Origin of the sequence: Mucilaginibacter lacusdianchii (assembly GCF_009770985.1) — a bacterium.
Classification (GTDB): Bacteria; Bacteroidota; Bacteroidia; order Sphingobacteriales; family Sphingobacteriaceae; genus Mucilaginibacter; species Mucilaginibacter lacusdianchii.
Genome location: NZ_WSRW01000002.1, coordinates 352925 through 374639 on the forward strand (window position 1 = coordinate 352925; position 21715 = coordinate 374639).

The 21715-nt window shown below is 41.0% G+C and carries 22 protein-coding genes; 17 read left to right on the forward strand and 5 right to left on the reverse strand.

The genetic code is table 11. The annotated features are described in order from the left end of the window. Positions 1-30: 30 nt before the first annotated feature. Positions 31-792: a C40 family peptidase gene (locus tag GPM24_RS08635; protein WP_158826363.1), complete on the reverse strand. Its 762-nt coding sequence runs from the start codon at positions 790-792 to the stop codon at positions 31-33. An 85-nt stretch (positions 793-877) separates the two neighbouring features. After that, positions 878-1231 carry a 4Fe-4S dicluster domain-containing protein gene (locus GPM24_RS08640; RefSeq protein WP_158826364.1) on the reverse strand — a complete coding sequence of 118 codons (354 nt, stop codon included), beginning with the start codon at positions 1229-1231 and terminating at the stop codon, positions 878-880. A 100-nt stretch (positions 1232-1331) separates the two neighbouring features. Here GPM24_RS08640 and GPM24_RS08645 point away from each other — a divergent pair, with 100 nt between their 5' ends. The 13 genes from GPM24_RS08645 (at position 1332) to GPM24_RS08705 (ending at position 15020) form a co-directional block, all read left to right on the forward strand. After that, the gene (locus tag GPM24_RS08645) at positions 1332-2354 is read left to right on the forward strand and encodes an acyl-CoA reductase (protein WP_158826365.1); all 1023 of its coding nucleotides are present in this window, start codon (positions 1332-1334) and stop codon (positions 2352-2354) included. Between the two features lie 22 nt (positions 2355-2376). Next, entirely contained in the window at positions 2377-2580 is a 204-nt protein-coding gene (locus tag GPM24_RS08650; protein WP_158826366.1) for a fructose-6-phosphate aldolase, read from the forward strand. 6 nt (positions 2581-2586) lie between these two features. Beyond that, positions 2587-3270 carry a cell division ATP-binding protein FtsE gene (locus GPM24_RS08655; protein ID WP_158826367.1) on the forward strand — a complete coding sequence of 228 codons (684 nt, stop codon included), beginning with the start codon at positions 2587-2589 and terminating at the stop codon, positions 3268-3270. Between the two features lie 177 nt (positions 3271-3447). Next, a complete protein-coding gene (locus GPM24_RS08660) occupies positions 3448-4092 on the forward strand; it encodes a nucleotide exchange factor GrpE (RefSeq protein ID WP_233268766.1) in 645 nt (214 codons plus the stop codon). A 101-nt stretch (positions 4093-4193) separates the two neighbouring features. Continuing rightward, positions 4194-5360 carry a molecular chaperone DnaJ gene (dnaJ, locus tag GPM24_RS08665; RefSeq protein ID WP_158826368.1) on the forward strand — a complete coding sequence of 389 codons (1167 nt, stop codon included), beginning with the start codon at positions 4194-4196 and terminating at the stop codon, positions 5358-5360. Between the two features lie 209 nt (positions 5361-5569). Then, positions 5570-6475: an ABC transporter ATP-binding protein gene (locus tag GPM24_RS08670; protein WP_158826369.1), complete on the forward strand. Its 906-nt coding sequence runs from the start codon at positions 5570-5572 to the stop codon at positions 6473-6475. A gap of 4 nt (positions 6476-6479) precedes the next feature. Further along, the gene (locus GPM24_RS08675) at positions 6480-7730 is read left to right on the forward strand and encodes an ABC transporter permease (protein ID WP_158826370.1); all 1251 of its coding nucleotides are present in this window, start codon (positions 6480-6482) and stop codon (positions 7728-7730) included. Positions 7731-7808: 78 nt separating this feature from the next. Then, positions 7809-8744: a Ppx/GppA phosphatase family protein gene (locus GPM24_RS08680; RefSeq protein WP_158826371.1), complete on the forward strand. Its 936-nt coding sequence runs from the start codon at positions 7809-7811 to the stop codon at positions 8742-8744. Positions 8745-8798: 54 nt separating this feature from the next. Then, a complete protein-coding gene (locus tag GPM24_RS08685) occupies positions 8799-9011 on the forward strand; it encodes a hypothetical protein (RefSeq protein ID WP_158826372.1) in 213 nt (70 codons plus the stop codon). A gap of 269 nt (positions 9012-9280) precedes the next feature. After that, complete coding sequence (gene pyrG / locus GPM24_RS08690; protein WP_158826373.1) at positions 9281-10891, forward strand: CTP synthase; 1611 nt, start codon at positions 9281-9283, stop codon at positions 10889-10891. 22 nt (positions 10892-10913) lie between these two features. Further along, positions 10914-12746 carry a membrane protein insertase YidC gene (gene yidC, locus GPM24_RS08695; RefSeq protein ID WP_158826374.1) on the forward strand — a complete coding sequence of 611 codons (1833 nt, stop codon included), beginning with the start codon at positions 10914-10916 and terminating at the stop codon, positions 12744-12746. A gap of 164 nt (positions 12747-12910) precedes the next feature. Then, positions 12911-14302 (forward strand): exonuclease domain-containing protein, encoded by a 1392-nt coding sequence (locus GPM24_RS08700; RefSeq protein WP_158826375.1) that lies wholly within the window; start codon positions 12911-12913, stop codon positions 14300-14302. 115 nt (positions 14303-14417) lie between these two features. Next, positions 14418-15020 carry an FMN-dependent NADH-azoreductase gene (locus tag GPM24_RS08705; RefSeq protein WP_158826376.1) on the forward strand — a complete coding sequence of 201 codons (603 nt, stop codon included), beginning with the start codon at positions 14418-14420 and terminating at the stop codon, positions 15018-15020. A 59-nt stretch (positions 15021-15079) separates the two neighbouring features. Here GPM24_RS08705 and pyrF read toward each other — a convergent pair whose 3' ends face one another. After that, positions 15080-15913 (reverse strand): orotidine-5'-phosphate decarboxylase, encoded by an 834-nt coding sequence (pyrF, locus tag GPM24_RS08710; protein WP_158826377.1) that lies wholly within the window; start codon positions 15911-15913, stop codon positions 15080-15082. A gap of 265 nt (positions 15914-16178) precedes the next feature. On the opposite strand from pyrF, the gene rho reads away from it, so the two are divergent. The 3 genes from rho to purS all read left to right on the forward strand — a co-directional run bounded on the left by rho (position 16179) and on the right by purS (position 18951). Beyond that, positions 16179-17876: a transcription termination factor Rho gene (gene rho / locus GPM24_RS08715; RefSeq protein WP_158826378.1), complete on the forward strand. Its 1698-nt coding sequence runs from the start codon at positions 16179-16181 to the stop codon at positions 17874-17876. 104 nt (positions 17877-17980) lie between these two features. Further along, on the forward strand, positions 17981-18700 hold the full coding sequence (locus tag GPM24_RS08720) for a CDP-alcohol phosphatidyltransferase family protein (RefSeq protein WP_158826379.1): 720 nt from the start codon (positions 17981-17983) through the stop codon (positions 18698-18700). Then, the gene (gene purS, locus GPM24_RS08725; RefSeq protein ID WP_233268767.1) at positions 18697-18951 is read left to right on the forward strand and encodes a phosphoribosylformylglycinamidine synthase subunit PurS; all 255 of its coding nucleotides are present in this window, start codon (positions 18697-18699) and stop codon (positions 18949-18951) included. Before GPM24_RS08720 ends, purS begins: the two co-directional genes overlap by 4 nt. A gap of 4 nt (positions 18952-18955) precedes the next feature. Here the strand turns inward: purS and GPM24_RS08730 are convergent, their stop codons facing one another. Then, positions 18956-19321, reverse strand: a complete 366-nt coding sequence (locus GPM24_RS08730) for an Hpt domain-containing protein (RefSeq protein ID WP_158826380.1) — start codon at positions 19319-19321, stop codon at positions 18956-18958. An 18-nt stretch (positions 19322-19339) separates the two neighbouring features. Further along, positions 19340-19825 (reverse strand): 2-amino-4-hydroxy-6-hydroxymethyldihydropteridine diphosphokinase, encoded by a 486-nt coding sequence (gene folK / locus GPM24_RS08735; RefSeq protein WP_158826381.1) that lies wholly within the window; start codon positions 19823-19825, stop codon positions 19340-19342. A gap of 86 nt (positions 19826-19911) precedes the next feature. On the opposite strand from folK, the gene sppA reads away from it, so the two are divergent. Next, on the forward strand, positions 19912-21699 hold the full coding sequence (sppA, locus tag GPM24_RS08740; protein WP_158826382.1) for a signal peptide peptidase SppA: 1788 nt from the start codon (positions 19912-19914) through the stop codon (positions 21697-21699). Positions 21700-21715: the final 16 nt, after the last annotated feature.

The following is a 21715-nucleotide window of genomic DNA, read 5'->3' on the forward strand; positions in this document are numbered from 1 at the left end:
AACAAATAGCTCTAACCGAAACATATTTGATTAAAAGTACCGCTTAATAATCCGCAGCTTATGCGTATGTTTTTTTAATTCATCCGAGTAAATTCCCTGATTGTCAATTCTATCAATCTTTACTTTGCCAGAGGCATGAATAATTTGTTCATTATTCAACATAATGCCCACATGCACAATACGCCCTTCTTCATTATCAAAAAAAGCAAGGTCACCCGGTTTTGCTTCGGTTAAAAAGTCTACTGCCCTGCCCTGTTCGGCTTGCTGACTGGCATCACGTTTTAAAAAATGGCCATGCAATTTAAAAACGGCTTGTGTAAAACCAGAGCAATCAATGCCAAAATGAGTGCGTCCGCCCCATAAATATGGGCTGTTCAAGTAAGATTGGGCAGTGACAAGTAAATCAACAAGCGACTCGCGAGCTAATATACAATCATAACTTTCCTGGTTTATGGTAAATGTATTACCCTCAACGAACGGCAGCGTGCTACATGCAGGCAGATAGGTAATACTGCTGTCTGATTGCTTTGAAACCAGTGTAGCAAACTGGGTAGTTAAGTTGGATTGGGCACTTTGCAGTGTCAGATAATCCTCATAATTCAGCACACTTACCTGCACACGGCTTATCCAGCCTTCGTACTCATCGTAAGCAGTAACAATTTTCACCCACTTTTCCTGCCACTCGGTTATTTGATAAGTTTCGCCAAATAAGAGTTGCGAAACCTGTTCGCTACGCTCACTGGCCTCGGCCCGCATGGGTATAATTGCCAGTTGACTGATGCCGTAATTCATGCCGCTAATTTATAGGTAAGTTTAGCATAAACAAAAAAGGGACACATTAGCTGCGTCCCTTTCAAATTTTTAATACAAAAGAAGATTACCCTTCCATGTGCAGCCATTCTTTTTTGGCTATCAGCTCTTCTTTACTTTCACGGATATCTTCATCGTCCACACAGCAATCTACCGGGCATACAGCAGCACATTGCGGCTCATCGTGAAAACCCACACACTCGGTACATTTATCGGGTACAATGTAGTATATATCGTCTGAAATAGCAGCTTGTGCTTCTTCGGCATTTAATGTATTACCATCGCCAAAGTCAATAACACCTTTTAGCTCCGTACCATCCGAAAAACGCCATGAAGCGCCGGCATCGTAAATGGCATTATTGGGGCATTCAGGTTCACAAGCTCCGCAGTTTATACATTCGTCGGTGATTTTAATCGCCATAGCTCAATATCTTATATTCTGATTAACTTTGTCTTTTAATAACAGGACTGCAAAGATAACAAAAAAAAGCTTTGTCGGTTTACATTTCCTCATACTTACAATGTCAACTCAAAGTAAATCATTAATAATAAATACCTTGGTTAAATTGGGTCGCCAATTGAGCAACCCTAACGAAACCTTAAGCCAGTTAATTAAAACTGAAAGCAACCACAATGCCTGGTTTACACCCGAGAGTGTAGAGCAAGCCGTGATTGCCGCAGGCTCTTCGCTTACTGAAAATACGCTGACACAATGGCTGGATAAATATCATTTTTCCAATTCTACACCTAAAAAAATAGGTTTGATATTGGCCGGTAATATACCGTTAGTAGGATTTCATGATGTGCTATGCGTGCTGATTTCGGGTAACATTGCCCTTATTAAAGCTTCATCACAAGATGCCCGCCTAATCAAATACGTATTGCAGTTGCTGGTTGACTTAGACAGCAGCTTTGCTGAACAAATTCAGTTTGTGGAACGACTAGAAGGTTTTGATGCGGTTATAGCTACAGGCAGCAACAATACCTCACGGTATTTTGAATATTACTTTGGTAAGGTTCCACACATCATTCGTAAAAATCGTAATAGCCTGGCTTTACTAACCGGTAACGAAACTGCCGAAGAATTGAATCAACTGGGCAAAGATATTTTTGCTTATTATGGTTTAGGCTGCCGTAATGTATCTAAACTTATGGTACCTGCAGGCTATAATTTTGTACCGTTTTTTGAAGCTATTGAGAGTTACAATGATGTCATTCACCATCATAAATACAATAACAATTACGATTACAATAAATCTATATACTTGGTAAACAGCGATAAGCATTTTGATAATGGCTTTTTGCTGCTTAAAAAAGATGAGCGCTTAGCTTCGCCCTTAGCAGTATTGTTTTATGAAGAGTATGTAGATTTAGCAGCTGCCCAAACTAAATTAGCCGAACAGGCCGACCAGATTCAGTGCATTGTAAGCGGCACTGATTTACAAGTACCTAACCAAGTGGTACCATTTGGCCAAAGCCAGCAGCCTGCACTTTGGGACTATGCCGACGGAATAGATACCATGGAATTTTTGTCAAATCTTTAAATTAAACCTATTTTTGAACGGCATGTATATTATCAAAGTAAAAGGCGTTGCCAAAATACCCGACTATGTGCAGCTGCGTGATGACAAGTTTACGCTACTGGCCTATTTCAGGGTAGATCGTCCGGAAAAGTCGCTTGACAAAGTGGGTTTGGGCGACAAAGCCGATTACATTATGGGATTGGTGAAAGACCTGCCCTTCGGACAAATTTTAAAACTTGAACTGTAACCAGAAATGATTGGAAACTCCATTATAAAACTGCAAAACGTTGATATTTTTCAGCAAAAGCACCTTGTACTGTCCGATGTAAACCTGCATATCGACAAGGGTGATTTTGTTTGGCTGATTGGCCAAACCGGGTCGGGAAAAAGTAGTTTGCTGAAAGTTATTTATGGAGATATAAAAATTACTACCGGTGATGGCCATGCCGGTGGCTATAATTTAAATAAACTACCCGAAAGAGACATTCCTTACCTACGCCGCAAGCTGGGTATTGTATTTCAGGATTTTCAGTTACTGACCGACCGCAGTATTGAACAAAACCTGCTGTTTGTAATGCGAGCCACCGGCTGGAAAGACAAAAAGCTGATGGACGAAAAAGTGCGCGACGTGCTGGAAAAAGTAGGTCTGCGTTCTAAAATAAAAAAGATGCCTCATGAGCTGTCGGGCGGCGAACAGCAACGCGTAGTAATTGCCCGTGCATTGATTAATGATCCTGAAATTATATTGGCTGATGAACCAACCGGCAACCTTGACCCTGATACATCAGAAGAAATTGTGATGCTGCTCAAACAAATCAGTTTATCGGGTACAGCTGTGGTTATTGCCACACACGATTATCATATTATCCGCACCTTCCCATCCCGTATTATTAAATGCGAATCGGGTAAAGTGCTGGAAGATGCACAAATTGCATAATTCGTTGTCAGTTGCGTGTTGCGATCTGTCGGTATCTTGATGTTACCTGATTTTTTCGGGCAACTCGTGTATTATACAATAGTTTACTCTGACAACTGACAACACCCAACTGACAACTAAAAGACATTTCTACCTATTTTATTCAAAAGTTACTGACAGCCTGACCGCTTTACAGTCATGGCAAGGAACTTGATTTGCACTATTATCATGAACTTTAAAGACATGTTTAACAATAAGAAGAAGCAAGAAACTTCATCACCCGAAGATTTAAACGACGTGAATACAGAAAATACCAACACCACTCCCGAGCAAGAAGAAAATCCATTGGCAGATGAATTGAACGCCAACGAACCGGTAGAAGCAACAGAAGTTTCGGCCGAAAGTAAATTGAAAGAAGAACTTGCCCAGGCTAATGATAAATATTTGCGCTTATACGCTGAATTTGATAACTTTAAGCGTCGCACAACCAAAGAGCGCGTAGAGTTATTACAAACCGCCGGCAAAGAAGTAATTGTATCACTACTGCCAGTGCTCGATGATTTTGAACGCGCTGTTAAGGCCATGGAAAATGCCAGCGATGTATCTGCTGTAAAGGAAGGTGTGCTACTGGTACAAAACAAACTGAACGGCATTTTGAAACAAAAAGGCTTGAAAGAAATGGAAGCCAAAGGAACCGCTTTTGACGCCGACATTCACGAAGCTATTACCAACATTCCGGCTCCAACCGACGACCTGAAGGGCAAAGTGGTTGATGAATTGGAAAAAGGTTACTACCTGAACGACAAAGTAGTTCGTTTTGCTAAGGTTGTAGTAGGCGCTTAATTTAGTTAAAAAGTAATTAGGTTATTAAGTTATAGGCGGTGCAGTGGATTTTTACATCCATAGTAAAGGCAATAACTCAATAGCATAATAACCAAGATATTATGTCAAAAAGAGATTATTACGATGTACTAGGTGTGTCTCGTGGCGCCAGTGACGAAGAGATTAAGAAGGCATACCGCAAAATGGCCATCAAATACCACCCGGATAAAAACCCTGGTGATAAAGCTGCTGAAGAAAACTTCAAGGAAGCTGCTGAGGCTTACGAGGTACTAAGCAACGGCGAAAAACGCAGACGGTATGACCAGTTTGGTCATGCAGCCAACGCCCAGTCGGCTACAGGTGGTGGCTACGGTGGTGGCGGCATGAATATGGAAGACATATTTAGCCAGTTTGGCGATATCTTCGGCGGTGGTAGTCCGTTTGAGGGCTTTTTTGGTGGCGGCGGTGGTCGTCAGCAAAACGGTGGTCGCCGGGTAGCCCGCGGCAGCAACCTGCGTATTAAAGTGCGCTTAACATTAGAAGAGATTGCTAACGGCGTTGAGAAGAAAATAAAAGTAAACAAGCAGGTGGTTTGTAAAACCTGTGATGGTAGCGGTGCTAAAGATAAATCATCTTTTCATACCTGCAGTACTTGTGGTGGCTCGGGTGCTGTACGCAGGGTAACCAATACTATTTTGGGCCAAATGCAAACCACCAGCACCTGCCCTACCTGTAACGGCGAAGGTACAACCATTACTTCAAAATGTAATGTATGCCACGGCGATGGTGTAGTGCGTGGTGAAGAAACCATTAGCATCAACATCCCGGCAGGTGTAAGCGAAGGCATGCAGTTAAGCATGGGTGGCAAGGGCAATGCAGCCCCTCGTGGCGGTGTTCCCGGCGATCTGATAATTCTGATCGAAGAAGTTCAGCACGAAACACTGAAACGCGATGGCAACAATATAATTTATGATCTGCACATCAACTTTGTGGATGCCGCTTTAGGTACCAGCGTAGAAGTACCTACTATTGACGGCAAAGCCAAAATTAAAATTGAGCCAGGTACACAAGGTGGCAAAGTGCTGCGTTTAAAAGGCAAAGGTGTGCCCGAGGTAAACTCGTACCATCGCGGAGACCAGTTGGTACATATCAACATCTGGACACCAAAAGCCCTTAGCCGCGAAGAGCGCGAGACACTGGAAAAACTACAAAACTCGCCTAATTTTAAACCTAATCCGGGCAAAAATGAGAAAAGCTTTTTTGAACGGATGAAGGAATATTTTGAGTAGTTCTTAATGAGAAGTAAGAGTTTAAACCTTACCTGATAAATTAGCTAAGTAATACGGTTAATTATAGATAAAAAGCCTGAAGTTTTATGCTTCAGGCTTTTTTTTATGAAATAAGTTTAGCCAATGTGTAACATCACATCAATGTCATTATCTAAATTTAAAAGCTTACATTCAACAACTCAAAACAATTCAACTGACCCCTAACCCCTATGTTAAGTATCCGCAATATTGTAAAACAATACGCCGGCCATACGGCGCTAAGCGGTGTGAGTTTAGAAATTAACCGCGGACAAGTGTTTGGCCTTTTAGGACCAAACGGTGCCGGTAAAACTTCTCTCATCCGCATTATCAACCAAATTACCGCCCCCGATTCCGGCGAGGTGTATTTTGACGGCGAAAAGCTCAACCAATCGCACATAGAACGCATTGGCTACATGCCCGAAGAACGTGGCTTATATAAAAAGATGGAAATTGGCGAGCAGATAGTTTATTTGGCGCGATTGAAAGGACTAAGCCACGGTGAAGCTACACGCCGCATCAAATATTGGTTTGAAAAATTGGAAATTGAAAACTGGTGGAACAAAAAGGTGGAAGAGCTATCGAAGGGTATGCAACAAAAAGCACAGTTTGTAGCCACTGTATTGCACGAACCTGATTTAATTATCTTAGATGAGCCATTCAGCGGATTTGACCCGGTAAACGCCGAAATTATTAAAAACGAAATTTTGGAGTTAAACAGCAAAGGGGCTACCATTCTATTCTCGACCCACCGTATGGAATCGGTAGAAGAATTGTGCGACTCTATAGCGTTAATTCATAAATCGAATAAAATACTGGACGGCCGGGTAAAAGATATCCGCAACTCTTACCGCAGTAACACTTATTTAATTGAATATAGTGGCGAAAAACTCGATTTTACCGGTGAGCAACCCTTTACACTGCTGGATGAAATTGCTAGTGAAGACTGTTATAGAATTCGCCTTAAATTGAATGACTATACCACGTCTAACGATGTACTACAATACCTGATTCCTAAAGTACGCATCAATTTACTACAAGAAGTTATTCCGAGTGTCAACGAAATTTTTATCCAAAAAGTAAATCAAATCGGCTAAAATTATGAACAAAGTTTTCCTCATCATACAAAGAGAATACCTGTCAAGGGTTCGCAAAAAAGCGTTTGTTATCACCGTGTTTCTAGTACCTGCGCTTATATTGGCTATGTATGCCGTAATGTATTTTATTGCAAAGAACAGTAATGAAATGAATGCTGTCAGAACCGTAAAGGTGTTGGATGAAAGCGGCACATTCGGTAAGGCATTTAAAGACCGAAAAGACATAAAGTTCCAAGTATTGAAGACGCCGGTAGCCACAGCTAAAAAAGATTTAAAGAAAAACAAAGAAGACTTGTTACTTTACATACCGGCTAATTATAGTAGTGAAGACGCCGTTCAAATATTGTCGACCAAGAAACCAAGTCTTAATATAAGTGGTGAGATTGAGCGGCAAATGAATGATATTGCCACCAATAACAACATGGTAGCCAAAGGTATTGATGTTTCTAAATTGAATGATGTAAAGAGCAACATCTCCATCAACGCCAAAGAAGTTACCGATAAAGGTGAAAAAGACTCGAGCATTGGCGCGCTTTATGGCGTTGGGGTTGCCGGTGCCATCATCATATACTTATCACTGTTTATTTACGGTGCCCAGGTGATGCGTGGCGTAATAGAAGAAAAAACAAATCGTATCATCGAGGTAATTGTATCATCGGTTAAGCCGTTCCAACTCATGCTGGGAAAAATTATTGGCGTAGCATTGGTAAGCTTAACGCAGTTTTTGTTGTGGATCATCCTATCTGTGGGGGTCAGTTATATTGCCAACAAATATTTTAATGCACCGCAAAGCCCAATGCTGGGTGTATTTACCGCGTTAAAAACTGTTCCGCTGGGTTACATTGTCAGCTGCTTCCTATTCTACTTCCTTACCGGATTCTTACTTTACAGTGCGCTGTTTGCTGCTGTTGGTTCGGCAGTAGATAGTGAGACTGAAACGCAGCAGTTTATGTTTCCTATTACTATGCCACTGCTATTTACCTACCTAATTTCAGTGACTTTTTTAGCACAAAACCCGGATAGCAGCCTGGGTGTATGGCTATCCATGATACCGTTTACAGCCCCAGTGGCCATGATGGTGCGCATACCATTCGACCCTCCGGCATGGCAAATTGGCCTTTCTATGGGTATGATGGTTATCGGTTTTCTGTTTACCACCTGGGTGGCATCTCGCATTTATCGTGTAGGTATTTTAATGTACGGTAAAAAAGCAAGCTTTGCCGAATTAGCCAAATGGTTCTTTTATAAAGAGTAATGTTTTTGATAACCTAAACTTTTCGAGAATCCTTGTAAACTGGTAAAACTTTTTGCAGGGATTTTTTATTTTAGAGGCATGAGTAAACCTGTTGCCGTTATGGACCTCGGCACAAACACCTTTCACTTACTAATAGCACAGCCACATAATCAAAACTTTTTTACCGAAGTTTTGCACGACTATGTACCTGTAAAACTTGGCGAAGACGGTATACACCAAGGCGTAATAAAACCCGAAGCTTATAAACGAGGCCTTGACGCCATGCTGATGTTCCATGAACATATAGAACAGCACGGCGTGCAACAAGTTAAAGCCATTGCAACCTCCGCTATGCGCAGTGCGGCCAACGGGCAGGATTTTATGAATGAAGTAAAAGCCCGAACGGGTATCCTGATTGAAACCATTGAGGGTGATACCGAAGCAGGCTATATTTATCAAGGCGTAAAAGCTTCGGGCTGTATGCCGCAGGATACCAGTTTAATTATGGATATCGGCGGCGGCAGTGTTGAATTCATACTAGGCAATCAGCAGCAAATTTTTTGGAAGCAAAGTTTCGAGATTGGCGCTGCGCGATTGATGCACCGTTTTCATCAAACCGATCCAATACCACAAGCAGCCATTCAGGAAATGTATACTTATTTGGATAGTAATTTGTCTGATTTATTTAAAGCTGTTACAACTTATCCGCCCCGCTGCCTTATCGGATCATCCGGTGCATTTGAAACATTTGCTGAGTTAACCGAGCGAGCTAAAAAAAATGCTTTCGATTTAAAACACATTACTACTTACCAATTTGCGCTACCTGACATTTTATCCATTACCAACCAAATAATTGACTCTTCGCATGAACAACGCCAAGCCATGCCAGAAATTATTCCGGTTCGTGTAGATATGATTGTTGTTGCTTCGCTGCTTACACAATATGTAATTGATCGCCTAAACTTAAGCGACATTGTTATGTCTACCTATTCTTTGAAAGAAGGAGTACTGACTGAACTGTTCGGCAATTTATAATAGTTAAATGAACACGGCCGCCAACTTTTATGCTATTGTTAGTGTTATACAGGCATGAACACATCATTTTTAGAATTTACCGATAAGAATGGCCGCCCCGCATTGGTCAATCCCCGTAATATTAGTTCGGTAGTTATATATACCGAGCCAGACGAACAAGTGCATATTTATTTGATTGGTGATAACGAAGCATTTATACGTGTTAAAGAATCATACGACGAAGTGAAAAGAAAAATCGCTTCCGCAACAGGCGGCTATATATATTAACTGTCGGTTTCATTTCAAGCTTTGCTAATCTCCTTCATTAATTAAATTTTTGCTTATATACAGAAGGACTGCAAAGCTTGAAAATGATTAAAACTCTCATAACCATCATTATACCTAAACCGGCTGTAATTATTATTCGGTAACCTCTTCTGCTGCCATCACAATTTGTAAACAAATCCGTCGCAGGCCGAAATTTTTCCTATTTTTGCATCCCGTACACATACAATTGGTTTCGGCAAAAATGCCGCGGCCTGATTCAGCAAAATCATATGACTAAGTATATATTTGTTACGGGCGGCGTTACCTCGTCGTTAGGGAAAGGTATTATTTCAGCCTCTCTGGCTAAACTCCTTCAGGCACGCGGCTATCGCGTTACTATTCAAAAGTTCGACCCTTACATTAACGTTGATCCGGGCACGCTAAACCCTTACGAGCACGGCGAATGCTATGTGACCGAAGATGGTGCAGAGACCGATTTGGACTTGGGCCACTATGAACGTTTTTTGAATACGCCTACGTCGCAAGCCAACAATATAACTACCGGTCGTATTTATCAGAATGTTATTAACAAAGAGCGCGAGGGTGCTTTTTTAGGCAAAACCGTACAAGTAGTGCCTCACATTACTGATGAGATTAAGCACAACTTTAAAATTTTAGGCGAAAGCGGCAATTATGATATCGTGATTACCGAAATTGGTGGTACTGTAGGTGATATCGAGTCGTTACCTTTTGTGGAGGCTGTACGCCAGTTCCGGTGGGAAGTAGGATCTAACAATTCCTTAGTAATTCACTTAACCTTGGTACCGTTTTTAGCTGCCGCCGGTGAGTTAAAAACCAAGCCAACGCAGCACTCCGTTAAAATGCTGTTGGAATATGGTATCCAGCCAGACATTCTGGTTTGCCGTACCGAGCATCACTTAACTCAAGATATTCGTAAAAAAGTAGCACAGTTCTGTAACGTAAATATAAATGCCGTTATCGAGTCTATCGATGCATCTACTATTTACGATGTGCCATTGTTGATGCTAAAAGAGCAGCTCGACAAAACCGTTCTAACCAAGTTAAAACTACCCAACAAAAATGAACCTGATCTGGAAAGCTGGAAAGACTTTTTGGGTCGTTTGAAAAACCCAACTGCCGAAGTGCGCATTGGCTTAGTGGGTAAATATGTAGAGTTGCCGGATGCTTATAAATCTATTACAGAAGCGTTTATACACGCCGGTGCTAAAAATGAATGTAAAGTACGTATTGAATACATCCATTCAGAACAGTTAACGCCCGAAAATGCTGTAGAGCGCCTGCGTGGTTTACACGGCGTACTAGTAGCACCAGGCTTTGGTCAGCGTGGTTTTGAAGGAAAGATTGAAGCTATTCGTTACGTTCGCGAAAATAATATACCGTTTTTTGGTATATGCTTAGGCATGCAGTGTTCTGTAGTTGAATTTGGTCGCCACGTGTTGCACCTGGATGCTGCAAACAGTGTGGAGATGGATGGTCATACCACCTACCCCGTAATTAGCATGATGGAAGATCAGAAAAACATCACTACCAAAGGTGGCACCATGCGTTTGGGCGCTTACCCTTGCGATTTAAAGAAAGGTAGTAAAGCAGCGGCCATATATGGAAAAACGCATATTACCGAGCGCCATCGCCACCGTTACGAGTTTAATAACGAGTACTTAAAACAGTATGAAGAGGCTGGGATGATTCCATCGGGTATTAATCCGGAAAACGGTCTGGTAGAGATTGTTGAGCTTAAAAATCACCCGTTTTTTGTAGGTTCGCAATTTCACCCCGAATTAAAATCAACAGTTGCTAATCCGCATCCACTTTTTGTTAACTTTGTGGCCGCTTCGCTGGCTTATGCCCGTAAAAACTAATTAATTGTACGATAAATAGATAATGGATAAAAACACGTTCACGGGGTTATTCCTGATTTTAGTGATCCTGGTTGGCTCTTTCTTTTTAATGAAACCATCAGCTGATGAGTTGAAAAAAGAGCAGCAAAAACAACATGCAGATTCGCTGAAAAGAGCAGGCGTTAAACCTGCCCCCGTTGTCAAAACCGACACCACCCATCAAACCCCTGTTGTTGATTCAGCTGCTTTGAAAGGCCCTTTTGGCGCAGCAACTGCCGGAACAGAACAACTGATTACTTTAGAGAATAAAGACATCCGCGTAAAACTGAGCAATCGTGGCGGCAGAGTTTATACTGTTGAATTAAAGGAGTTTAAAACTTTTGATAAAAAGCCGCTGGTACTGTTTGATGGTACCAATAACCACTTTGGTATTAAGTTTACTGCTGGTAATCGTCCATTCGATACCAACAATTTGTATTTTACGCAAGCTACGCCAAGCATTAAAGTGGCAGGCACAGATTCAAGCGCTGTTACCCTGCGCTTAAGCTACAGCCCAACCCAGTATATTGATTATACTTATACGTTAGGCGCTGCAGGATACAAATTAGGCTTTACTGTAAAAACCACCGGCTTAGATAACGTAATTAGCAATAGTAGCGCTATCAACATAAACTGGTCGGCTAGCCTGCACAAACAGGAAAAAGACATGACCCAGGAACGCCAGTATTCTACTGTGTATTTTAAAAACATGGAAGATGACGTGGACTACCTAAGCATCACCAAAGACGATAGCAAAACAATTGCTGATCAGAAGTTACAATGGGTATCTTTCAAACAGCACTTCTTCTCGAATGTGCTAATTGCCAAACAAGGGTTTGAAAAAGCTAACTTAGCAGTAACTACCGATGTTAATTCCAAAACCGACATCAAACAGATGCGTGCTGATTTAACGCTATCACGCGATGCGAGCGGTACTTATCCAATGGAGTTTTATTTTGGTACCAACCGTTTCAGCACGTTGAAAAAGCAAGGTTACGGTTTAGAGAAGCAAATTGATTTAGGTTGGGGACCATTAAAATTCATCAACCGCTTTGCAGTAATTCCGGTGTTCAACTTCTTGCAGCAATTTGGCTGGAATATGGGTTTAATTATCCTGGTGCTTACCATCCTGTTAAAAGTTGTGTTATCTCCGCTAACTTATAAATCATACCTAAGCATGGCTAAAATGCGGGTGTTGAAGCCGGAGATGGATGAAATTAAAGCAAAAGTTGGCGAAGAAAACCCTACCCTGTTGCAACAGGAATACATGAAGCTGTATCGTCAGGCAGGCGTGAATCCATTGGGAGGTTGTTTGCCTTTATTGTTGCAAATGCCTATCGTAATTGCATTCCTCCGCTTTTTCCCAAGCTTATTTGAACTTCGTGGTCAAAGCTTTTTATGGATGCATGATTTATCAACTTATGATGCTTTCATCAACTTTGGTTTTACGCTTCCTTTCTTAGGCGATCACTTAAGTTTAATGTGTGTGTTGATGACTATCTCAACCATCGTTTACACTTATTTTAACAACCAAACTTCGGGTGCTACCGGCCAAATGAAATATATTGGTTACATTACCCCTATTATGTTTTTGGGTTACTTAAACAGCTACCCTGCCGGTTTGAACTATTATTACTTTCTGGCTAACATGCTTACGTTTGCCCAGCAGTTCCTGATCCGTCAGTTGGTGGATGACAAAAAAATTCATGCACAAATTCAAGACAACAAGAAAAAACCGGAAGATCCTAAAAAGAAAAAGTCAGGCTTTCAGGCCAAACTTGAAGAAATGATGCGCCAGCAGCAACAAGTTCAGCAGCAACAAAAAAAGAAAGATTAATCTATACATAGGTTTGCCAATAACAAAAAGCCATAGTTGTAAAAGCAACTATGGCTTTTTAATTTTATGAATGTAGGCTACCACTTTTCTACATTACCGATTCTGACAAATAAATAACAGTAGCTAACAATATTAGCATCAATATTTTGTTTATTTTTGAATAGATGTATGCGATTGTTGATATTGAGACTACGGGCGGGCATGCCAGCGCTAACGGAATAACCGAAATAGCGATATGTATTCATGATGGGAAGGAAGTTGTACAGCGTTATCAAACCTTAATAAACCCAGGGCGCGAAATACCTGTGTATATCCAAGCATTAACCGGTATCAGCAATGAGATGGTTAAGCAGGCCCCTTATTTTAAAGATGTGGCTTATGATATATACAACCTGTTGCATGGAAATATCTTTGTAGCTCATAACGTCAATTTCGACCACTCTTTTGTGCGACATCATCTATCCACTGCGGGTTATGATTTGCAGTGCAATAAATTGTGTACGGTACGCTTAAGCCGTAAAATTATTCCGGGCATGGCTTCATATAGCTTGGGTAAGCTGTGCCATCAACTAGGCATCGGCAACTCGGCCAGGCACCGTGCCGGCGGCGATGCAGATGCAACTGCCGAGTTGTTTACTCTGCTACTTAGCAAAGACGAAGAAAATCATATTCCAACTGCTTTAAAAATTCGTTCTAAAGAACAAGCCTTACCACCAAACCTGCACAGCCGGTTTATTGATAAGCTGCCTCCTACACCCGGTGTATATTACTTTCACGATCAGAAAGGCAAGGTTGTATACGTAGGCAAAGCGGTTAACATCAAAAAGCGTGTAGCCAGCCATTTTGCCGGTAATAACTCTGGTGCACAACGGCAGGAATTTATGCGCCATATTCATCGAATCAGTTACCAGGAATGCGGTACCGAATTGATGGCTTTACTTACCGAGGCGGTTGAAATTAAACGCTTGTGGCCTCAATTTAACCGCTCACAAAAAAAGCTGGAGTTCAATTTTGGCTTGTATACCTATGAAGATCAGCGCGGTTACCTGCGCCTGGCGGTAGATAAACGGCGCAAATATTCGGTTCCGGTACATACTTGCAGTTCGTTGCTTGATGGGCGTAACATTTTACTGCGCTTGATTGATGAGTTTGAGCTTTGTCCTAAACTATGCTTTATTCAAAAAAATACTGATGTCTGCACAGGCGCCAACAAAACACTTTGCGCTTGTGAAGGTCATGAAGGTGTGAATGATTATAATAATAAAATAGCCAATGCCATAGCTGCATTGAAACAAACACTTCCAACCTTTGCCATACGCGACGAAGGCCGCAAAGATGATGAACACAGCTGTATTTTAATTGAAGACGGCCGCTTTTACGGAATGGGTTATGTATCGCATTATTTTGAAGTGAATAGTTTGGAGCAACTCAAAAATCATCTAACACCCTACCCGGGCAATGACTACATGCATAACATGGTTATTAATTATGCCGAGAAATACCCGTGGAAAAAAGTTGATTTTAACAGCATACACAACACAGAGATACATGTTTAAACACACAATTGCCATTGTATTGTAATTCTTGCCATAAATCAGCCTTAACGGGTTGAAAAAGCCAAACCAACATGATATGTTCGCGTTGTTAACCAACGTTATACTATTTAAAATCATGGCAAAAATACTTCATGTTATTTCCAGCCCTCGTGGTGAGGCTTCTAACAGCATTAAATTAGGTAATGCAATTATCGATAAATTAAAAGAAAATGATCCAGGAGCAGCGGTTACTGTAAGAGACTTAACCAACGGTCCGTTCCCGCATATGGAAGAAGCACATTTAAATGCTTTTTTTACTCCGGTTGAACAACATACAGAAGAAAATAAAGCAGCGATCCGTCATTCCAACGAAGCTATCGCAGAAATATTCGACGCCGATATTATTGTTATTGGTGCACCGATGTACAACTTCGCTATATCATCTGTATTGAAAGCGTGGATAGACCACATCGCCCGCGCAGGTATTACTTTCCGCTACACCGCTGAAGGTACGCCCGAAGGTTTAATAAATGGCAAAAAGGTTTATATCGCTGCTGCTACTGGCGGTATATACAGCTCTGGTGATTTTACATCAGCTGATTTTGTAACACCTTACCTAAAAACTTTTTTAGCGTTTATTGGCATTACAGATGTTAAAGTAATATGGTCTGAAGGATTTGCTATTCCCGGTGTCAAAGAAACCGCTTTAGAAAAAGCTATTGATAATATTACCTTGTAATACATAAAACAAAAAGGGGCGTTAAGCCCCTTTTTTGTTTAGTACAGAAGTGACGGTAATTATATTATTCCTGCCTTCTCAAGCTCCTGTTGCATAGCTTGTTGCAAATTCAAAGCTTCGGCTCTTGCCGCTTCTGCAAAATCTTCGCCGTTTGACGCATATATTATAGAACGCGATGCATTCACTAATAAACCGCAATCTTTAGTCATACCATAGCGGCAAACGTCTTCTAAACTTCCGCCTTGTGCACCTACGCCTGGCACCAGCAAAAAATTATCAGGTGCATACTTACGGATATTGGTAAACTCGGCTCCTTGTGTGGCGCCAACTACATACATCACACGGTCCTTTCCTGCCAACTGGTTTGTACGGTTAATCACCGCTTCGTACACTGTCCCTTTTTCTGTTTGCAAGTATTGAAAATCACGGCTGCCGGCATTTGACGTCAACGCCAGTACGATAATCCATTTACCTTCGTAAACCAGATAAGATGTTAAACTATCATGGCCCATATAAGGTGCTACCGTGATCGAGTCAAAGCTCATACCACTTGCTGCTTCATCAAAAAAGGCCTGCGCATACTGGTCGGATGTGTTGCCGATGTCTCCGCGCTTGGCATCTATTATACTCAAAGTTTCTTTTGGTAGATATTGCCATGTGCTTATCAGGCTTTGCCAGCCAGCTAATCCGCGGCTTTCGTAAAATGCAGCGTTGGGTTTATAGGCTACACACAAATCTTTTGTAGCATCTATAATACGTTTATTGAACTCAAAAACCGGATCAGGATAGCTATGTAGAAAAGAAGGTATTTTAGCGATATCGGTATCAAGTCCTACACACAAGAAAGATTTTTTTTGTTTTATCTGGTCAATTAGCTGCTGGCGAGTGGGCATATGTATTTTTTTAATATTTTTTCAAGTTCAAAAAAACTAAAAATTGCCCTAAGTGTTAGGCAGATATAAATCTTTTTTAAGATTTTTAATTCTGAAAATAAATAAGTAATATTGCAGTGTTTCCAGTAAAATTTTTCTTGCACCAAAGAAAGATTTAAAAATCCCGCGTTGCTTAAAACTTACAGATTTTTCAGATAGCGCCATACAGCTGCAAGACAATTTCTTTTTAAAATACTAAAAATCCTTGTGAATTATAACTCATCTCATGCCAGAAACACTTGAACTGAATGATAAGCTTGTGTCCGAATTACGTCAAATAGCCAAAGACATGGGCATCGCTGAAGCAGATGAATTACGTAAAGCTCAATTGATTACCCGCATAACTGAGCAGGAACAATTGATTGAAGCTGCCCGTGCTCAGCAAAATACTTTAGATACCAATTATACCAGTAACGATAACGCGGCTGCACCTGCCGAAGCAGAAGACAAACCGCGTAAAAGAACCCGTTCTACCAAAACAAAAACTACTGCTAAAGCTGATGCTGCGGCAGAAGCAGGTGCGGATCTTTTTGCGTCACCAGAGCCAATTGCTCCGGCTGAAGCGCCTAACGAACCTGTTCCAACCATTGCTGAGGCCGCAGAGGAAGCACCTGTTGCAGCAACTGAAGTAGCTCCTACTCCAACTGCTCCACTTGCACCGAAACAGCCAAATGAACAGCGCGAACGCCGTTTTGAGCAGCGCGAACGCCGGCCTAACAATAACAAAGAAGGCAACCAAAATAATAATCAAAACCAGAACAATAACCAGCAACAAGCACAAAAGAACCAGGAACCTATTAATCTGGATTTTGACAACGTGATTGTAAATGAAGGTGTGCTGGAGATTATGCCTGATGGTTACGGCTTTTTACGTTCATCAGACTATAACTATTTAACCTCGCCTGATGATATTTATGTATCACAGTCGCAGATTAAATTGTTTGGTTTAAAAACTGGCGATACCGTACGTGGCAGCATCCGTCCGCCAAAAGAAGGTGAAAAATATTTCCCTTTAGTACGAGTTGAAGCGATTAATGGCCGCATCCCTGCCGAAGTGCGTGACCGTGTGCCATTTGATCACTTAACACCATTGTTCCCATCTGAAAGGCTAAACTTGTTTACCGACGGCAGCAATTACTCAACCCGTATCATGGACCTGTTTTCTCCTATTGGAAAAGGTCAGCGTGGTTTGATTGTGGCGCAGCCTAAAACCGGTAAAACCATGTTGTTAAAGGATGTAGCCAATGCTATAGCTAAAAACCACCCAGAGGTTTACCTCATCATCCTGTTAATTGATGAACGTCCTGAGGAGGTAACCGATATGGCCCGCAGTGTACGTGCCGAAGTGGTATCATCTACTTTTGATGAACCGGCTGAGCGTCACGTTAAAATTGCCAATATCGTATTGGAAAAAGCTAAACGAATGGTTGAATGCGGCCATGATGTGGTAATTCTGCTCGACTCCATTACCCGTTTAGCACGTGCTTACAATACCGTAGCGCCGGCATCTGGTAAAATATTATCAGGTGGTGTTGATGCGAATGCATTACACAAACCTAAACGCTTTTTTGGTGCCGCACGTAACATTGAAGACGGTGGTTCATTAACCATTATAGCTACTGCCCTTACCGAAACCGGTTCTAAAATGGATGAGGTTATCTTTGAAGAATTTAAAGGTACCGGTAACATGGAGCTACAGTTGGATCGTAAATTGTCTAACAAACGCGTATTCCCGGCTATAGATATCACCGCATCAAGTACCCGCCGTGATGACTTACTGCTGGATCGTGATACACTACAGCGTGTTTGGATATTGCGTAACCACTTGGCCGACATGAATTCACAGGAAGCTATGGAGTTTTTACAAAGCCAAATAAGAGGCACCCGTTCAAACGAAGAGTTCCTGATTTCTATGAATTCGTAAAATATTCTGTAAGGTTTTATAAAATTGCTTGAGGTTAGATTTCCATTAAAACCTCAACAATTTTATAAAACCTTAACATTTATTGGCTACCTTCATCGCCAACAATGAGGAAACGAGTTCAAAAGCATGTGCCAAATGCCATAACCTGTGCCAATCTGTTTAGTGGTTGTATAGGAATTGTTTTTGTGGCTTTTCAAGACAATTTAGTATACGCAGCTTACTGCATTTTCTTAGCTGCTATTTTCGATTTTTTTGACGGTTTAGCTTCAAGAGTGCTTCAGTCTTTTTCCGTAATCGGTAAAGATCTAGATTCACTTGCGGATATGGTCAGCTTTGGTGTGCTGCCTGCATTTATTATGTACCGGTTGTTTTTACAAGCACCTCAAATTGAACATGTAAGCCCTTATTTAAACTTTATAGCATTTTTAATTCCGGTATTTTCTGCATTAAGGTTAGCCAAATTTAACCAAGATACCCGTCAGGTAGAAAACTTTATTGGTCTGCCTACCCCTGCTAACGCTATACTGATCGGCTCTTTTCCGTTAATTATAAAAGATCCCAATCGCTACGAGTTTTTTACTGACTTTATTTTAAATCCTTTCTTTTTAGCGCTGTTTGTATGCATTATGTGCATGCTACTGGTAATCGAATTACCTTTGATGTCGCTTAAATTTAAGAACCGCGATTTTCAGCGAAATGCTTACCGTTATTTTTTGCTGATGTTTTCAGCGATTCTAATACTATTTTTTAAATTTGCCGCAATTCCGGCGATCATCGTAATGTATATCGCCCTTTCTGTAATTCAATTTAGATTTGTAAGATGATGAAGTTTCAGGCCGAAATAGACGTAATGCCTAAAAAAGAGATTTTAGACCCACAAGGTAAAGCTGTAACCGGCAGTATGAAAAACTTAGGCCTACCCGAAATTCAAAACGTTCGCATCGGTAAGCATATTTCGTTAGAAGTGGAAGCCGAAAACGAAGAAGCGGCCCGCGCTAAAACAGAGCAGGCCTGCAAAAGTCTTCTGGCCAATTTAATTATGGAAAGCTATACTTTCACCGTTCAGGCGGTTTAAAATATTAAGCTCCTTTTTCGGCTTTAATTTGCGCCAGCTTATTCAGGTTGGCGTTAATTATGCCTTTCACATTATCAAACTTGCTACCAATAGTGGCTACATCGGGTAAGCCACCTTTAGCCATATGCTCTATCTCTTGCATTAAACCCTGGCTGGTTAGCATTCCAAAAAAACCTAAGTTGGGTTTCAGTTTATGAGCAGCCGAGGCTGTTACAGGCCAGTTCTGTTCAGCTATTCCCTTCTCAATATCAGCCATTAGCTGTGGGGTTTGCTGCGCAAACATATCAATCGATTCGATGATAAAGTCATCGCTGCCGTCAGCAATTTCTTCTAAAAAAGTTAGGTCCAAATCTGGTTCTACGTTGAGCATAACAAGGTTAATAATTTATCAAAAATATAATTTTTTCACCTGCAAATCATCTGTCAGGCTACTTTTCAATGCTAAAACAGTTTGCTGAAGCACCGGATGGTAAAAATCTGGCGCAATCTCGGCCAAAGGTTCTAATGTAAATCGCCGGTTATGAAGCTCCGGATGAGGTACAACTAGCGTCGCTTCATTAATAATCCAATCATCGTAAAATAAAATGTCAATATCAATGGTACGCGCTCCCCATTTTTCTTCTCGTTTACGCCCCAAAAGCAATTCTATCTGCAGCAGTACATCAAGCAACTCTGTAGGCTGCAATTTTGTTTGAACCAGCAACACTTGATTTAAATAAGCCGGCAAATCTGTTTTTCCCCAGCTTTCAGTTTCATATATGGCTGATTGCTGTACCACCTCTCCTGCCCGTTCTTCGATATAGGCAATTGCCTGCTTCAAAAACAATTGACGATTGCCTAGGTTACTGCCTAAGAGTAAATAAACATTAATCATGTTGTAACAAATATTATAGATTGAGCTCTAAAATATAAACAAGCCAAATCATTAAGTTTGCATAGATATAATATTTAATATAGTTGATGAAACAATTTTTCAAGTTTGTACTAGCTTCCGTTGTGGGTTTTTTTGTAGCCGGATTAGTCCTCTTAGTTTTGATAGTCGGGTTAATAAGCGCATTGGTAGCATCAGGTGGTAAAGATAAAGCTGTGGACGTAAACGATAATTCAATACTCAATGTTTCATTTAAAGCTGATATTCCAGAGCGCACCCCAAATAATCCGTTATCAGGTTTTGGCTTTTTAGGTTTTAACGACAGTAAAAGCGTTGGCTTAAACGATATTTTAGCCGGCATTAAAAAAGCTAAAACCGATGATCATATTAAAGCGCTGTTCTTGAATGACAGCTATATGCTATCCGGCGAGGCTACAACCGAAGAAATACGCAATGCGCTGATTGACTTTAAAAAGTCAGGAAAGCCAATCATTGCTTATTCTGAAATTTATACCCAGAGTTTTTATTACCTAGCCTCCGTAGCCAACAAAGTATATATTAACCCCAAAGGCATTTTTGAATTTCGTGGCTTTAGCCAACAAATTACATTTTTTAAAGGGGCACTTGACAAGTTAGGAATAGAAGCACAAGTAATTAAAGTAGGCACTTATAAAAGCGCTGTTGAGCCATTCATCCTCGACAAAATGAGCGATGCTAACCGCTTACAAGTTAACGCCTACTTAGGTTCGCTTTACAATCATTTTTTAACCGGCATTGGTAGCAGCCGCAAAATAAACCGAGATAGTTTAGCGTCAATGGTTGATCAGTTAAAAATTCAGTATCCTGAAGACGCTTTGAAATATAAACTGGTTGACGGTGTAAAGTACAAAGACGAGGTATTGGACGAGTTAAAAAAGCTAACCGGCACCAACCTTAAAAAAGCAGTTAAAAGTGTAGACTTAGACGATTACGCCCGCAACAGTAGCAAAGATGATCGTGATGATGACGACGATGACAGCAAAAAACAAATTGCTATTATATATGCTTCAGGTGAAATTAACAGTGGCGAAGGTGACGATAACAGCATCGGTTCCGACCGCATTTCTGCAGCATTGCGCAAAGCTCGTTTAAACGATGATGTTAAAGCAGTTGTTTTTCGTGTAAATTCTCCGGGTGGTAGCTCATTGGCTTCGGATGTTATTTGGCGCGAAGTTAGCCTTACTAAAAAAGTGAAACCCATCATTGTATCCATGGGTGATTATGCTGCATCGGGTGGTTATTATATATCTTGTGCGGCCGACTCTATATTTGCACAACCGAACACCATAACCGGATCTATTGGCATTTTCGCCATTCTGCCTAACATGCAGGGCTTTTTACATAATAAACTGGGGTTAAATTTTGATGGCGTAAAAACAGGTAAATATGCTGATTTGGGTGATGTAAGCCGCCCGCTTACTCCAGAAGAAAGAGCCATTTTGCAGGCTGAAGTAAATCGTGGTTATGACGAATTTACCAAAGCAGTAGCCAACGGACGTCATAAAACACAGGCGTACATTAATAGCATTGGGCAAGGCCGTGTATGGACTGGCGAACAAGCTATTAAGATAGGTTTGGTAGATCGTTTAGGTAACATTAACGATGCCATTACAAGTGCCGCAAAAAAAGCAAACCTAAAAGACTATGACCTGGTGGCCTATCCGCAGCAAAAAAATTTCCTTAAAAATTTAAATAGCGGATTAATGTCTGAAGTAAAAACCAAAATGGTAAAATCAGAATTAGGCGAGAATTATGAATATTATCAGCAATTGAAAAGCATTCAAAAAATGATACGGGTGCCGCAGGCCAGGTTACCATTTATGGTTGATATCAAATAACAACCGTACTACCTCA

What these genes read in the sequence shown, in the direction of transcription:
- GPM24_RS08670 (WP_158826369.1), top strand. Translation starts at nt 5,570, where the DNA reads ATGTTAAGTATCCGCAATATTGTAAAACAATACGCCGGCCATACGGCG.
- GPM24_RS08680 (WP_158826371.1), top strand. Translation starts at nt 7,809, where the DNA reads ATGAGTAAACCTGTTGCCGTTATGGACCTCGGCACAAACACCTTTCAC.
- purS (WP_233268767.1), top strand. Translation starts at nt 18,697, where the DNA reads ATGATGAAGTTTCAGGCCGAAATAGACGTAATGCCTAAAAAAGAGATT.
- yidC (WP_158826374.1), top strand. Translation starts at nt 10,914, where the DNA reads ATGGATAAAAACACGTTCACGGGGTTATTCCTGATTTTAGTGATCCTG.
- sppA (WP_158826382.1), top strand. Translation starts at nt 19,912, where the DNA reads ATGAAACAATTTTTCAAGTTTGTACTAGCTTCCGTTGTGGGTTTTTTT.
- GPM24_RS08675 (WP_158826370.1), top strand. Translation starts at nt 6,480, where the DNA reads ATGAACAAAGTTTTCCTCATCATACAAAGAGAATACCTGTCAAGGGTT.
- GPM24_RS08730 (WP_158826380.1), bottom strand. Translation starts at nt 19,321, where the DNA reads ATGCTCAACGTAGAACCAGATTTGGACCTAACTTTTTTAGAAGAAATT.
- folK (WP_158826381.1), bottom strand. Translation starts at nt 19,825, where the DNA reads ATGATTAATGTTTATTTACTCTTAGGCAGTAACCTAGGCAATCGTCAA.
- pyrG (WP_158826373.1), top strand. Translation starts at nt 9,281, where the DNA reads ATGACTAAGTATATATTTGTTACGGGCGGCGTTACCTCGTCGTTAGGG.
- GPM24_RS08640 (WP_158826364.1), bottom strand. Translation starts at nt 1,231, where the DNA reads ATGGCGATTAAAATCACCGACGAATGTATAAACTGCGGAGCTTGTGAA.
- pyrF (WP_158826377.1), bottom strand. Translation starts at nt 15,913, where the DNA reads ATGCCCACTCGCCAGCAGCTAATTGACCAGATAAAACAAAAAAAATCT.
- GPM24_RS08635 (WP_158826363.1), bottom strand. Translation starts at nt 792, where the DNA reads ATGAATTACGGCATCAGTCAACTGGCAATTATACCCATGCGGGCCGAG.
- GPM24_RS08705 (WP_158826376.1), top strand. Translation starts at nt 14,418, where the DNA reads ATGGCAAAAATACTTCATGTTATTTCCAGCCCTCGTGGTGAGGCTTCT.
- GPM24_RS08720 (WP_158826379.1), top strand. Translation starts at nt 17,981, where the DNA reads ATGAGGAAACGAGTTCAAAAGCATGTGCCAAATGCCATAACCTGTGCC.
- GPM24_RS08650 (WP_158826366.1), top strand. Translation starts at nt 2,377, where the DNA reads ATGTATATTATCAAAGTAAAAGGCGTTGCCAAAATACCCGACTATGTG.
- dnaJ (WP_158826368.1), top strand. Translation starts at nt 4,194, where the DNA reads ATGTCAAAAAGAGATTATTACGATGTACTAGGTGTGTCTCGTGGCGCC.
- GPM24_RS08655 (WP_158826367.1), top strand. Translation starts at nt 2,587, where the DNA reads ATGATTGGAAACTCCATTATAAAACTGCAAAACGTTGATATTTTTCAG.
- GPM24_RS08685 (WP_158826372.1), top strand. Translation starts at nt 8,799, where the DNA reads ATGAACACATCATTTTTAGAATTTACCGATAAGAATGGCCGCCCCGCA.
- GPM24_RS08660 (WP_233268766.1), top strand. Translation starts at nt 3,448, where the DNA reads ATGGCAAGGAACTTGATTTGCACTATTATCATGAACTTTAAAGACATG.
- GPM24_RS08700 (WP_158826375.1), top strand. Translation starts at nt 12,911, where the DNA reads ATGTATGCGATTGTTGATATTGAGACTACGGGCGGGCATGCCAGCGCT.
- GPM24_RS08645 (WP_158826365.1), top strand. Translation starts at nt 1,332, where the DNA reads ATGTCAACTCAAAGTAAATCATTAATAATAAATACCTTGGTTAAATTG.
- rho (WP_158826378.1), top strand. Translation starts at nt 16,179, where the DNA reads ATGCCAGAAACACTTGAACTGAATGATAAGCTTGTGTCCGAATTACGT.